Here is a 13295-nt window from a genome sequence, read left to right on the forward strand (position 1 = left end):
CTCACGCCGTAAGCTTTGCCGCAACCGCGCCGAAGGCAGTGATCAGCCGGTTCACCTGGGCGGCGCTGGTCGTAGGAGAGATCAGCATCATGTTGTGGAAGGGTGCGATCAGCACGCCGCGATTGACCAGCGCGACATGGATTGCCGCCTCGAGCTCCGGCACGTGCGCAGCTTCCGCTTCGCCGCCGTTCCTCAGCGGGCCCGGCGCGCAGATGAACTCGACACGGGCACCGACGCGAGCAACATGCCAGGGCAGACGATAGCGATCGATGACGGCGGTCAGCCCGGCGTCGAGCCGCTGCGCCAGATGGTCCATATGGCTGTAGTTCTCGTCGGTCATGACGTATTCGAGCGTGGCGCGCATCGCTGCGAATTGCAGCGGATTGGCCGACAGCGTTGTCCCCATGCCGGAGTAGCCGGGCTCTTTCCGACTGATATAAGCGGCATAGCGGGCCGCAACGTCTTCGCTCATGCCCCAGACGCTCGCCGGTACGCCGCCGGCAATCGGCTTGCCCAGCACGAACAGGTCCGGCTCCAGCCCGTATTTGCTTGTATAGCCGCCGGGACCGGTCGAAATTGTATGCGTCTCGTCGATTAGAAGCAGCGTGCCGGTCGCACGGGTGAGACGCCGCAAGCCATCATGAAAGCCGGCTTCGGGCAGCACCATGCAGGAATTGGTCAGCACCGGCTCGGCGATGACGCAGGCGACATCGTTGCCCCGGAGTGCCGCCTCGAGCGCCGGCAAATCGTTGAACTCGACGACATCTGTCGCCCGGGTCAGGTCGCGGAATTCGCCGGCCAGTCCCGGTCGATTCACCGCTTTCCCGGCGACCAGCCGCACCATCGTCTCGTCGACCGAGCCATGATAGCAGCCGTTGAAGACCAGTATCTTCTCCCGGCCGGTAACGGCGCGGGCAACCCGCAGCGCGAAGCGGTTGGCATCGGTCGCCGTCGTCGCGATCTGCCACGACAGCAAACCGAAGCGCTGCTGCAGCAACGGTCCGATGGCCAGCGCGTCTTCGGAAGGTAGCATATAGGTCAGTCCTCGTCCGGCCTGCCGGCGGATGGCGCGGGCGACCGGCGGCGGCGAATGGCCGAACATCGAGCCGGTGTCACCAAGGCAGAAATCGTCCAGCCGATTGCCGTCGATGTCGGTGATCGCAGCGCCCTTGGCACTGTCGACCAGGATCGGGAATGGCGTCGGCCAGTCGTTCATCCAATGCATCGGCACGCCGCCGAAGAAGCCGGGCAGGCCATTGCCGATTTTCGCCATCGATTTTGGCCGCGCCCGGCGGAAGACTTCTGCCTCGGTCGCGCGCAACTCGACGATCCGGGCCGGGCCGATGCCGCCGATGCAAGTCTTTGAATGGTTCATGACGTTCATGCCGGCCCTCTCAGTCGCACTTTAGACAATCGGCATCCGCCACCGCAATTGGCCGGGCGGCTGCCCTGTGTTGGGTCAGCGGTCATTTGAATGAAAACAGGCGCTTGACCGCGAGCCGCCTTCGGGCGCCAATGGTACTTCGGCTGGAGGGCATAAGATGGTGCGGGCGATCGTCTGCGCAGCAACGCTGCTGTCGTCGGTTGGTGCGGCTCTGGCGTCCGGCGGCATCTGGTGTTCCGCCGAGGATGCAGCCGTCAAATTTCAGGTCGGTGCCGGGATCACCAGAGGCATGGGCGGGCCGACCTTCAATTTTAGCGGCGAGCTCGAGATTCTGGGCAGGCCGGCTGGCGACAGTCTGCGCGAGACATTGTTCGAGGATCAGAACCTCACGCAATATTGGCTCGACAACAAGGAATTGCGGCTGCTCGTCTACCACGAACGGCAGGTCGAAAACGCCTACGGCTATGTCGAACTGGCGATCCTGACCAAGGCCAGCGAGGAAGGCGTCTATGACGGTCGCTATTTGCTCTCAATCTATGATGTAACGGCCGATGCCGAAAAGGACGGCAAGCAGGCTGAATTGACCGGCAAAGTATCTTGCGGAGCCGAGTAAGTAACAGGCTACGCCGAAATATCGATGACGCCGCAGTCGCCCGCAGCGCTGCCAAAGGCGACGCGGCGCTCTTCCTTGTCCCACATCATCGAAGTGACGGCGCCCTTGCCCGGCCGGCGCAACAGCACTTCCTTGGCGTCGGCGAAGCGCACCGCCATCACCATCCCGTCATCATAGCCGATAGCAACGACGTCCTGGCTCGGGTGGCAGGCGACCGTGGTCACCATGGAGCTGCCGCGCGCGCCGAGTTCCAGCGGCGCCTTGCCCATCGGCCCGTCTTTGCCGGAAAACGGCCAGACGATCGCCGCCGGCGCGCCGGAACTCGCCAGCCATTTGCCCTTGGCGCTCCACGACAGGCTTTTCACCTTGCCGGGGTAGCCGGACATGCGCATGTGCTTGCCGTCGGCGAGCTTCCAGCCATGCAGCGCGTTTTCCTGCATTGTGGTGACGACGAAGCCTCCGTCCGGCGAGAAAGCGATGCCGGTGTGGGCGCCGGCCCATTCGAGCTCGACCGGCTTGCCGTCGGCAGCCGGGAAGTGCAGCGTCGCGCCATTGTAGCGGGCAACGCCGAAGCGCATGCCCTTGGGCGAGAAGGCAAGCCCCTCGACCGAGCGCGGATGCGAGAATTCCCTGGTCTTGCCGTCGGCAAAGCGCACATAGGCAATCTTGCCCGAAGCATAGGCAACAGCGCCTTGCGGCCCGGCGGCGACGCTGGTTATCCATTTTTTGCCTGCGGTCGCCAATTCCGTTGTATTGCCGCCTGGGGTCACGGCAAAGATCCTGCCGTCCTCACCACCGGTGATCAGTCGGTCGTTTGCCGCATCATGGAAGGCGGCGAGCATTCCGTCATTGGCCTGCACCGCCTTGTGGCCGTGGTCGAGCCGATGGATTGTGCCGTCGGCCAGCGCAAAATGCGGCACGTCGCCGAGAAACACGGCGGCGAGGCAGTGGCCTTCGAGATCGAGCGGGGCGACTGTCGGCATGAGAGATCATTCCGTTCGAGATTTCTGCTTGTCATCTAACCCTGCCGAGCTGTCGGCGAGGCTCCGCCTTCTCCCCTTGTTGTGGGAGAAGGTGGATTGGCGCGCAGCGCCAAGACGGAAGAGGGGTGCTGGACGGAGTGCCGTCCTTGCCAAGCTGGAACACCCCTCATCCGACCGAGCTTTCGCTCGGCCACCTTCTCCCACAAGGGAGAAGGAGAGAAGGGCAGCGCTAGCGCTATAAAGTCCGGAAATCAAGCCGCCTGGCAGGCCTCGAAGCTTGTCTTCAGTCGCTCGGCGTCGAGTTCGCGGCCGATGAACACCAGCCGGCTCTCGTGCTTCTCGTCGTCCTTCCAGGCGCGCTGGTGGTCGCCCTCGATGATCATGTGCACACCCTGGATGACATAGCGCTCGTCATCGCCTTTCAGCGCAATGATCCCTTTCAGCCGCAGGATGTTCGGGCCTTCCATCTGGGTGACCTTCTCGATCCACGGGAAGAACTTTTTCGGGTCCATCTCGCTGCCGCGCAGCGACACCGACTGCACAGTCACGTCATGGATGTCGGAAGGGTGCGCATGATGATGCCCGTCATGATCGTGGTGATCATGGCCGTCGTGATCATGGTGATGGTGGTCATGATCATGATCATGATGGTCGTGATCGTCATGCGCCTCGAGGAAGTGCGGATCGTTCTCCAGCGCCCGGGACAGGTCGAACGCACCGCGATCGAGCACCTCGGACAGCGCCACGCTGGCGCGTGTGGTGCGATGGATTCGTGCCGCCGGGTTGATGGCGCGGATCGTCGCCTCCACCTTGCTCAGCTCTTCGGGGGTGACGAGATCGGTCTTGTTGAGTACGACGACATCGGCAAAGGCGATCTGGTCCTCGGCCTCGCGGGAATCCTTCAGACGCAGCGGCAGGTGCTTGGCGTCGACCAGCGCCACCACCGCATCGAGCCTGGTCTTGGAACGCACGTCGTCGTCCATGAAGAAGGTCTGCGCCACCGGCACGGGATCGGCGAGGCCTGTGGTCTCGACGAGGATGGCGTCGAAGCGGCCAGGCCTGCGCATCAGGCCTTCGACGACGCGGATCAGGTCGCCGCGCACGGTGCAGCAGACGCAGCCATTGTTCATCTCGTAGATTTCCTCGTCGGATTCCACGATCAGCTCGTTGTCGATGCCGATCTCGCCGAATTCATTGACGATGACGGCGTAGCGCTTGCCATGGTTTTCCGAAAGGATGCGGTTGAGCAGTGTCGTCTTGCCGGCGCCGAGATAGCCGGTGAGGACGGTTACGGGGATCTGCGTCTGTGCGTCGCTCATATTGTGCCTCGAATAGGGATTGTCGGCTCCATATAGGATGTGTGCTCGGCTTTTGCACGAGGCAAACCGGTGGGCCAAAGAGGGGCTGGTATTGCCGAACTTTCCTCACATTACCGAACTTTCATTGGCGCCGCCTGACAGCGGGCCCTAGATAGGCGGGGTCATTTGCGGAGCTGTTCGCGTTGAAGAGGCGCCAGATGTCCGACAAGTCGTTGCCACTAAGCCGTCGGCAGGCGCTCGGTCTCGTTGCGGTTACCGCTGGCGGCATATTCCTGCCCGCCGGTGCAAGGGCCGGGCAGGTTTCGCCCTATGCCGGGCTTGCTTTGTTCGAAGCCGGTGCCGGCGTCTGCGCCATCACGCCCGAGGTCACCGAAGGGCCGTTCTATTTCGACCCGAAGCTCGAACGCGCCGATATCACCGAGGGCAAGAAGGGCATCGGCCTCAATGTGCGGCTGCAAATCGTCGACGCCGCCTGCCAGCCGCTTCCCGGCGCACGCGTCGATATCTGGCATTGCGACGCCCAAGGCAGCTATTCCGGCTATCCCGGACAGGGCGACGGGCAGGATATCGACACGTCCGGCCAGAGCTTTCTCCGCGGCTGGCAGAGAACCGATGAAAGCGGCATCGCTTCTTTCGCCACCATCTATCCCGGCTGGTATCGCGGCCGCACCACCCACATCCATTTCAAGATCTTCCCCGACGACCGCTCGGTGATGACCGGCCAGATGTTCTTCCCCGACAGCCTCAGCGAGCAGATATTCGCCACCGTCGCGCCTTATAAAGATCGCCCCGGCAAACGCGATACATCGAACGCGCGGGACGGCATTGCGCGGCAGGCCGGGCCGCTGTCGCAGGCAGCGCTGCGGGAAATGGCGGACGCCTATCAGGCGTTGATGGTGGTCGCGGTGAAAGCCGGTTGAGAACACCTCGTCACGTCCCCATCCAGCCATTGCGGAAAGTCGTTTGTCATCTAACTGAAATAAACATCTGGCATTAGCCACGGCGAACACCGCGAAGCTTGCCGGCAAAGCTATTTTCCGAGCCGGAATGTTTTCGATCGTCATTGCCAATCGGCGGCCTGCTTCTATGCTGTCCGCTCCGGTTCGGCCGAGGAGGGATGAGCATGGCCAAGGCGGACAAGACTGCAACAATGAGCCGGCTGCATTCGGCGGCGCGGCTGGCGCGCACGGCGCTCGCCGCCCGGCTTCTGGCGCATGGTTTCTATGCCGGCCAGGACCAGATCATGCTGGCGCTCGACCGCGAGGACGGGCAGACGCCCGGCAACCTTGCCGGCCGCCTCGGCGTGCGTCCGCCGACCATCACCAAGACCATCAACCGGCTGCAGGCGCAGGGCTTTCTGGAGAAGCGGGCCTCGTCCGCCGATGCCCGCCAGGCGCATATTTTCCTCACCGACACCGGCCGCGAAATCATCCACGCCATCGAGAAGTCGGTGAAGAAGACCGAAAAGCAGGCATTGAAGGGTCTCGACAAGAAGGATCAGAAAGCGCTGTTCAAGCTGCTTGCCCGCGTCGAGGCGAACCTGTCGAACGGCGAAATGGTGCTCCCAGATGACGAACTGGATATCGAGGACAAGATGCTTGAATAAGGTCACGCGTTCGCCGCTGACGGCCGTCGCGTCAGTGCCGACCAGCGTCCCGGTGTGACGCCGAACGCCTTTTTGAAATGCCGATTGAAATGGCTTTGGTCACTGAAGCCGGCTGCGATGGCGATTTGCGCCAGTGGCTCGTCGGCTTCGATCATCCGACGGGCTCGTTGAAGCCGGCGCATCAACAGGAACCGGTGCGGGCTGGTGGAGAAGGTGGCGCGGAAATGCCGCGACAGGGCATAACGGTCCAATCCGGTTATCGCCTCCAATTCATCCGAACGTACGATCCGCGCGACATTTTCCTCCAGATAGTCGCGCGCCAGGCTGGCGGCGCGCCACGCAGTTTTCGCTACCGGTTTCGTCGGCTGACCGGCGTGCCGGGCCAAGCTTTGCATAAGCTGCGTCATGAAATCGACGACAAACAGCTCGTCCAGTTCCTGATTCAACGGCCCGAGCGCCGAAAGCAGCGTCGCCCGGAGATCGCGGTCTGTCACCACGGCATTCCCGACGAATGGTAGTGATCCGCCGCCGAGACAATCGAGCATCAGGGACGGCTCCAAATAGAGCATTCTGTATCGCAAGCCGTCTTCGGTGCCGGCACCGCCATCGTGCAGTTCGTCGGGATGAAGGATAATGATCTGGCCAGGCAGGCTCTGATGCGTTTGGCCGCGATAGCGGAAGCGCTGCACGCCATAAAGCGTCACCCCGATCGCATAGGTGTCGTGGCGATGGAGATCGAAGGCATTGCCGTGGAACCGGGCCTCGATGCGTTCCATCCCGGCAGCACCGGGTGCCGGTACGATGCAGTTCTCGGCTGCATCCACGCACAAACGTCCAAGACCCTGAAAGGCTTCCCGGTCTAGATCGTGCGCCATCGCTTCACTCGCAGCCTCGGATTGGCCCCCTTTTCGGATTGGAAACTGTCGCATGTTCGATACGAAATTTGCAATCGTGCTCAAGGATGATCTTCCCGTCTGGCAAAAGCTCAATGTCACCGCCTTTCTGACCAGCGGCATCGTCGCGCAATTTCCCGACATTATCGGCCACCCCTACCGTGATCGCGCCGGCAATATCTACAACCCGCTGTCGATCCAGCCGGTCATCGTGCTTTCGGCGGACGGCCAGACGCTCGGCGCGATCCAGCGGCGGGCGCTGGAGCGTGGTGTGACGGTTTCGCTCTATGTCGAGGATATGTTTTCGACCGGGTATGATCTGGCCAACCGCGCCGTCTTTGCCGAATTTGCGCCGGAGGATGCCAAGGTGGTCGGCATCGCGCTTCGCGCCGAAAAGAAGCTCGTCGACAAGATCACCAAGGGCGCCCGCATGCACGCCTGAGTCGTCGGCCACTAGGTCGGCCACTGGGAAACAAACTGAGCCTGTCGGCGGCTGTCGTTGTGCCAGACTGTTTTGGCTTGCCCGCAGGCGACAATTGCCGCATTGGTGAGGGACCGCCTTGCTTCCCGTCCGGCCTGAAATTGAATGCTCCCCCAAGACAAGACGAAAGCGCGACATCGCCGGCGGCGATCCTGTGCATGCTTTCCGTCTATGTGTTTTTCACCTTCCTCGACACCAGCAGCAAGTACCTTGTGCTGGCCGGCGTCTCGGCGCTGATCGTCGCCTGGACCCGCTTCGCGGTCCATGTGCTGATCGTCGGCGTCTTTCTGCACGGATGGCGTGAGCCGCTGCGCTTTCGTCCCGCCAACCTGCCGGCGCATCTCACGCGCGGTCTGCTCCTGTTCGGATCGACGATATGCAACATTCTCGCGCTGCGGACGCTGCAGCTGGCGGAAACCACCTCGATCTACTTCTTCGGCCCGATGGTGATCACCGCGCTTGCCGGTCCGTTGCTAGGGGAATGGGCCGGCTGGCGGCGTTGGCTGGCGATCATGAGCGGCTTTGTCGGCGTCCTCATCATCACCCGGCCGGGCATCGGGGTTTTTGGCGTCGGCCATCTCTTTGCGCTCGGCTCGATGCTATCGAACAGTTTCTACGTCATCATGACGCGCCGCATGTCGGCTACGGAAACCTCGGAAAGCCTCATCCTGTTTTCGGCGCTGGCGCCGGCCGTGCTGCTGCTGCCGACACTGCCGTTTTCGCCTTCGCTGCCGCAGGATGGCTGGCACTGGTTCATATTGCTGATGCTTGGCGTCTTCGGCGCCATCGGTCATTGGCTTCTTGTGCAGGCCTATCGCCTTGCCACCACCACGGCCCTGGCTCCCTATCCCTATTCGCAGATGATCTGGATGATCATCTCCGGCCTGATCGTCTTCAACCAGTTTCCCGATCGCTGGACGCTGGTCGGTGCCACAGTCATCGTCGCCAGCGGCCTCTACATCGTTCACCGCGAGCACCGGCTTCGCTTGCGCAACCGCGCGACGCTGGACGCGGAGGCGGAAGCGCTGGCAAAAAAACTTTGATTTGCGCGGGATCGATGGCATAAGAGCCGGCCTTTAAACAGTTTAAATTGCTTCGGGAGCGCAGGCCGCTGGCACAGAAGATCAAGCTTTCCACCATCGCGGATGCGCTCGGCGTGTCCACGGCCACGGTCTCGCTGGCCTTGCGCGACAGCCCGCTGGTCGCCGGCGGCACCCGCGATCGCATCAAGGAACATGCCCGCGCCATCGGCTATATCTACAACCGCCGCGCCGCCAGCCTGCGCACCTCGCGCTCGGGTATTGTCGGCGTCGTCGTCCATGACATCATGAACCCGTTCTTTGCCGAGATATTGCGTTCGATCGAGAGCGAACTCGACCGCAGCCGGCAAACCTTCATCCTGTCGAACCACTACGACCAGCTCGAGAAACAACGCACCTTCATCGACACGCTTCTGCAACTCGGCGCCGACGGCGTCATCATGTCGCCGGCCATCGGCACGCCGCCCGAAGACATAATCATGGCCGAGGAGAACGGTCTCCCGGCAGTGCTGATTGCACGCACCGTCGAAGGTGCCGACGTGCCGGTGTTTCGCGGCGACGATGCCTATGGCACCGGGCTTGCTACCAATCATCTGATCTCGCTTGGCCACAAGCGCATCGCAATGATCGGCGGTACCGACCAGACCTCGACCGGCCGCGACCGCTATCAGGGATATGTCAACGCCATGGAGGCGGCAGGGCTTGAGGTCAGGCCGTCCTGGCGCATCGCCGGCCCGCGCACCAAGCAGGCCGGCTTCGAGGCTGCCGGGCAGTTCCTGGCGCTGAAGGACAGGCCGACCGCGGCCTGCTGCTGGAATGACCTCGTCGCCATCGGCCTGATGAACGGCATCGCGCGCGCTGGTCTGGTGCCGGGCATCGACATCTCCGTTACCGGCTATGACGACCTCGAGGAGGCGGCGATCGCGACGCCTGCGCTAACCACCGTCTGGAACGGCCAGCGCGAGGTTGGCCGCCGCGCCGCCAGCGCGCTGCTCGACAAACTCAACGGACAGACGGTGCGGCCGTCGCAGGAACTGATCAAGCCGGAACTGCATGTGCGCCAGTCGACCGGCAAACCGGTGGAACGTGCATGACAAAAACCAAACAGCAAGCTGTCGCCATTCTGGTGCCGGGCCAGTTCAACGATCATGCGGTCGGCCGCATCGACGGGGTGTTCAGCCGCGTCCGGATCGAACGCGCCGATCCGTCGCTGGTCACCGACGAGATGCGCCTTACGGTGCGCGGCATAGCCGCCTTTGGCGGCATAAGCGCCGCGTTAATGGACGCGCTGCCAAAGCTCGAGATTATCGCCAATTTCGGCGTCGGCTATGATTCGGTCGATGTCCGCCACGCCGCACAGCGCGGCATCATGGTCACCAACACACCGGATGTGCTGACCGAAGAGGTCGCCGATACGGCGCTCGGCCTGTTGATCAATACCATCCGCGAACTGCCGCGCGCCGAGGCCTGGCTACGCCACGGAAGCTGGCTGCGCAACGGCAACTATCCGCTGAGCCGGCTGACCTTGCGCGGGCGCCATGTCGGTATCTTTGGCATGGGCCGCATCGGCCTCGCCATTGCCCGCCGGCTCGACGCTTTTGGGCTGCCCATTGCCTATCACAACCGGCGCCGCGTCGAAGGCCTGTCCTATGACTATCACCCGACGCTGAAAGGTCTCGCCGAGGCGGTCGACACACTGATCTCGGTGGCGCCCGGCGGGGCTTCGACGGAAAAGGCCGTCAATGCCGAAATTCTCTCGGCTCTTGGGCCGAACGGCGTCTTTGTCAACATCGGCCGGGGCAGCACGGTCGACGAACCAGCCCTTGCCGCCGTACTTGCCAGCGGCAGCATCGCCGCTGCCGGGCTAGACGTCTTTGCCGACGAGCCGAATGTGCCAGCGGCGTTGCTTGCCGCGCCCAACACCTCGCTTTTGCCGCATGTCGGCTCAGCCTCGCAGCACACCCGCCGCGCCATGGCGGACCTGTGCGTCGACAATCTGGTCTCGTGGTTTTCGCAGCGAAAGGCGCTGACGCCGGTGCCGGAGACGGCAAATGTCAAGGCAAGGCCGTAAGCGGGCTGCCATATCTATTAACTTCAGCTTAACCCTTCGGAATCATTCTGGTCCCTTCGCGGTGTATGTCCGCCTGACAGGACATGACAGCAAGATGAAGCGCGCCTCCCTGATCTCTTCGAACCGGCGCGCTTGAAATGCGCGGAGAACCAGGATGAAGACGCTTCCTGCATTGATGGCAGTCGCTGTGCTGTTCGGCAGCGCCCAGCTGTTTTACGCCGGTAGCGGTGAAAGCCGTGCAGCCAGTGAGTCACCGCCTTCATCCGGCAACTACAGGCTGGTAGCCCATGGCGACGAGGGGTCTTGTGCGGTCAGCCGCGGCGCCGAGATTTCGCAAGGTCTGTCGCTGTTGACGGTCGCAGCAAATTGCCGCCGGGTGTTGCCCGGCGTCGAGCAGGCGAAGTTCTGGCGAGAGCAGGATGACGGCACGGTCACCTTCAGCGCCAACGGCACCGATCCGATCGTCATGTTCTCAGTCGCCGACGGCGATGGTTACGAATCCTACGCGCCGGCGCTGCCGCTGCTGACGCTGGCGTCGGCCGGCAACTAGCGAGCGCGGCAGGACTATTCCGCGGCTGCGCGCGCACCCGATTTCGCCGCCTGATGCAGGCGCACCGCATCGCCGAATGCGCGAAATATCTTTACCGAGATACTGTCCGATTTGACCCAGTATTCGGGATGCCACTGGACGCCGACGGCGAAAGCCCGTGCATCGCGCACCGAAACCGCCTCGACAGTGCCGTCGGCGGCGACCGCTTCGACCTGCAGCTTTGGGCCAAGCCGGTCGATGGCCTGGCGATGCACCGAATTGACCATGATGTCGCCGGCGCCGAAGACCCCGGCCAGGCAGCTGCCGGGTTTTATCGCCACGCTCTGGCGGATGGCGAAGCGTTCGTCCTGATTGTCGCTTGCCGGCGCACGATGATCGAGCGAACCGGCGCGTTCCTGGATTTCGGTGGCCAGCGTGCCACCCAGCGCCACATTCATCTCCTGGATGCCGCGGCAGATGGCGAGCAATGGCACCCCGCGCTCCACCGCCCGGCGGATCAGCGGCAGCGTGGTGGCGTCGCGGGCGGGGTCGTAGGGACCATTGGCTTCGCTGGCGTCACCGCCATAGAGCGAGGGATGAACGTTCGATTTGGAGCCGGTGACCATGACGCCGTCGACGGCGGAAAGCAGTTCGTCGAAGTCGAGCCGGTCGGCGAAGGATGGTACCAGCAGCGGGAACACGCCTGCACCCGAAAGCGCCGCTTCGAGATATTGCTGTGGCGCGGCATGCCAGGTGTAATTGTCGAACTGGCGGACATCGGTCGATACGGCGACGAGCGGCTGGTGCATTTGGTCCGGATCCCATCGGGTGCAACGAATTATCTGCCTGCAAAATAGGCGATCCGAAGGCGCATTTCCATGGCAAGTTTCGGCGTGTCGCGTAGGCCAGTTAATCGACCTTAGACTATAGTTGCAAGATCTGGCCCAACGCCGTGAATTTCCCCGAAATGCGGCGCTCAAACCGGGCTACCGTGCTGGACTCGACTCCTTGCCTGTGTATTGTCGGCTCGAAGCCGATCCGGGCGCCGAAGTGTCCCGAATGTCGGTCAGTGGATCCAAAAGGGAGGAACTTCATGGATCGTCGTTCGTTCATCCGCAAGGCCGGCACCACCGGTTTCGGCGCTGCGGCCGCTGCCGCGACACTTGCCGCGCCGGCCATCGCCCAGTCCAATCCGAAAGTGACCTGGCGACTGGCGTCGTCCTTCCCGAAGTCGCTCGATACGATCTATGGCGGCGCCGAAGTGTTTTCCAAGATGCTGTCGGAGGCGACCGACGGCAACTTCCAGGTCCAGGTCTTCGCCTCCGGCGAACTCGTTCCCGGCCTGCAGGCCGCCGATGCCACCACAGCCGGCACGGTCGAGGCCTGCCATACCGTGGCATACTATTACTGGGGCAAGGACCCGACGTGGGCGCTGGGAGCGGCGGTTCCGTTTTCGCTCAACGCGCGCGGCATCAACGCCTGGCACTATCATGGCGGCGGCATCGATCTGTTCAACGAGTTCCTGGCGACGCAGGGTCTGTTCGGGCTGCCGGGCGGCAATACCGGCGTGCAGATGGGTGGCTGGTTCCGCAAGGAGATCAAAACGGTCGCCGACCTTTCCGGCCTCAAGATGCGTATCGGTGGTTTTGCCGGCAAAGTGGTGCAAAGGCTCGGGGTGGTTCCGCAGCAGATCGCCGGTGGCGACATTTATCCGGCGTTGGAAAAAGGCACGATCGACGCCGCCGAATGGGTCGGCCCTTACGACGACGAGAAGCTCGGCTTCTATAAGGTTGCGCCCTATTACTACTATCCCGGCTGGTGGGAAGGTGGACCGACCGTCCATCTGATGTTCAACAAGGCGAAATACGACGAACTTTCGCCGGCTTACAAGTCGCTGGTGCACACTGCCGCCCAGGCGGCCGATGCCAACATGCTGCAGAAATACGACTACCTCAACCCGGCGGCGGTGAAGCGGCTGGTTGCCGGCGGTGCCAAGTTGAGCCCATTCAGCCAGGAGATCATGGCCGCCTGTTTCGAAAAGGCCAACGAAGTCTATGCCGAGATGGAAGCCTCGAACGCGCCGTTCAAGAAGATCTGGGATTCGATCAAGGCGTTCCGCAAGGAGCATTATCTCTGGGCGCAGGTGGCCGAGTACAACTATGACACCTTCATGATGGTCCAGCAGCGCAACAGCAAGCTCTAGAACATTCTGCGACGCCGAGTGGCTCCACTCGGCGTCGCAGAATGGGCTAAAACAAAGCGGATGCCCGGTTTTATTTGAATGCATTCCGCTCCAGGAAGACGTGGTTCTTGTCAAAGAACCCTGAGCACGCCCCGTGTTCCTTCCTGTCAGCCTCGGACGCACTGACTTCCACC

General features: G+C 62.6%; 14 protein-coding genes. 9 read left to right on the forward strand and 5 right to left on the reverse strand.

All coding sequences use genetic code 11. From position 1 onward, the window contains the following. Window position 1: 1 nt before the first annotated feature. The gene (locus NKI29_RS04875) at window positions 2–1384 is read right to left on the reverse strand and encodes an aspartate aminotransferase family protein (RefSeq protein ID WP_023676236.1); all 1383 of its coding nucleotides are present in this window, start codon (window positions 1382–1384) and stop codon (window positions 2–4) included. A 157-nt stretch (window positions 1385–1541) separates the two neighbouring features. Between NKI29_RS04875 and NKI29_RS04880 the strand changes: the two genes are divergently transcribed. Next, window positions 1542–1997: a hypothetical protein gene (locus tag NKI29_RS04880; RefSeq protein ID WP_352620704.1), complete on the forward strand. Its 456-nt coding sequence runs from the start codon at window positions 1542–1544 to the stop codon at window positions 1995–1997. 8 nt (window positions 1998–2005) lie between these two features. On the opposite strand, the gene NKI29_RS04885 is transcribed toward NKI29_RS04880, so the two are convergent. Further along, a complete protein-coding gene (locus NKI29_RS04885) occupies window positions 2006–2980 on the reverse strand; it encodes a WD40 repeat domain-containing protein (protein WP_352620706.1) in 975 nt (324 codons plus the stop codon). A 251-nt stretch (window positions 2981–3231) separates the two neighbouring features. After that, window positions 3232–4299, reverse strand: coding sequence for a CobW family GTP-binding protein (locus NKI29_RS04890; protein WP_352620708.1), 1068 nt, complete (start codon window positions 4297–4299; stop codon window positions 3232–3234). A 197-nt stretch (window positions 4300–4496) separates the two neighbouring features. Here NKI29_RS04890 and NKI29_RS04895 point away from each other — a divergent pair, with 197 nt between their 5' ends. Further along, window positions 4497–5219, forward strand: coding sequence for an intradiol ring-cleavage dioxygenase (locus NKI29_RS04895; protein WP_352620710.1), 723 nt, complete (start codon window positions 4497–4499; stop codon window positions 5217–5219). Between the two features lie 203 nt (window positions 5220–5422). Further along, a complete protein-coding gene (locus tag NKI29_RS04900; RefSeq protein ID WP_254816029.1) occupies window positions 5423–5905 on the forward strand; it encodes a MarR family winged helix-turn-helix transcriptional regulator in 483 nt (160 codons plus the stop codon). A 2-nt stretch (window positions 5906–5907) separates the two neighbouring features. On the opposite strand, the gene NKI29_RS04905 is transcribed toward NKI29_RS04900, so the two are convergent. Continuing rightward, window positions 5908–6780, reverse strand: a complete 873-nt coding sequence (locus NKI29_RS04905) for an AraC family transcriptional regulator (RefSeq protein WP_023676242.1) — start codon at window positions 6778–6780, stop codon at window positions 5908–5910. A gap of 52 nt (window positions 6781–6832) precedes the next feature. Here NKI29_RS04905 and NKI29_RS04910 point away from each other — a divergent pair, with 52 nt between their 5' ends. From NKI29_RS04910 to NKI29_RS04930, 5 genes are all read left to right on the forward strand, one after another. Beyond that, on the forward strand, window positions 6833–7240 hold the full coding sequence (locus tag NKI29_RS04910) for a DUF2000 family protein (RefSeq protein WP_352620712.1): 408 nt from the start codon (window positions 6833–6835) through the stop codon (window positions 7238–7240). 197 nt (window positions 7241–7437) lie between these two features. Next, window positions 7438–8322: a DMT family transporter gene (locus tag NKI29_RS04915; protein ID WP_352620714.1), complete on the forward strand. Its 885-nt coding sequence runs from the start codon at window positions 7438–7440 to the stop codon at window positions 8320–8322. Window positions 8323–8390: 68 nt separating this feature from the next. After that, complete coding sequence (locus NKI29_RS04920; RefSeq protein WP_023676245.1) at window positions 8391–9413, forward strand: LacI family DNA-binding transcriptional regulator; 1023 nt, start codon at window positions 8391–8393, stop codon at window positions 9411–9413. After that, window positions 9410–10390 carry a 2-hydroxyacid dehydrogenase gene (locus NKI29_RS04925; RefSeq protein ID WP_352795613.1) on the forward strand — a complete coding sequence of 327 codons (981 nt, stop codon included), beginning with the start codon at window positions 9410–9412 and terminating at the stop codon, window positions 10388–10390. The genes NKI29_RS04920 and NKI29_RS04925 overlap by 4 nt, the downstream gene beginning before the upstream one ends. A 154-nt stretch (window positions 10391–10544) precedes the next feature. Then, window positions 10545–10940 (forward strand): hypothetical protein, encoded by a 396-nt coding sequence (locus NKI29_RS04930; protein ID WP_352454732.1) that lies wholly within the window; start codon window positions 10545–10547, stop codon window positions 10938–10940. 14 nt (window positions 10941–10954) lie between these two features. On the opposite strand, the gene NKI29_RS04935 is transcribed toward NKI29_RS04930, so the two are convergent. Continuing rightward, a complete protein-coding gene (locus tag NKI29_RS04935) occupies window positions 10955–11728 on the reverse strand; it encodes a gamma-glutamyl-gamma-aminobutyrate hydrolase family protein (RefSeq protein WP_352620718.1) in 774 nt (257 codons plus the stop codon). Window positions 11729–12012: 284 nt separating this feature from the next. Here NKI29_RS04935 and NKI29_RS04940 point away from each other — a divergent pair, with 284 nt between their 5' ends. Next, entirely contained in the window at window positions 12013–13122 is a 1110-nt protein-coding gene (locus NKI29_RS04940; protein ID WP_352469878.1) for a TRAP transporter substrate-binding protein, read from the forward strand. Window positions 13123–13295 lie beyond the last annotated feature (173 nt).

It is taken from the genome of Mesorhizobium sp. M0678 (assembly GCF_040320505.1).
GTDB lineage: Bacteria > Pseudomonadota > Alphaproteobacteria > Rhizobiales > Rhizobiaceae > Mesorhizobium.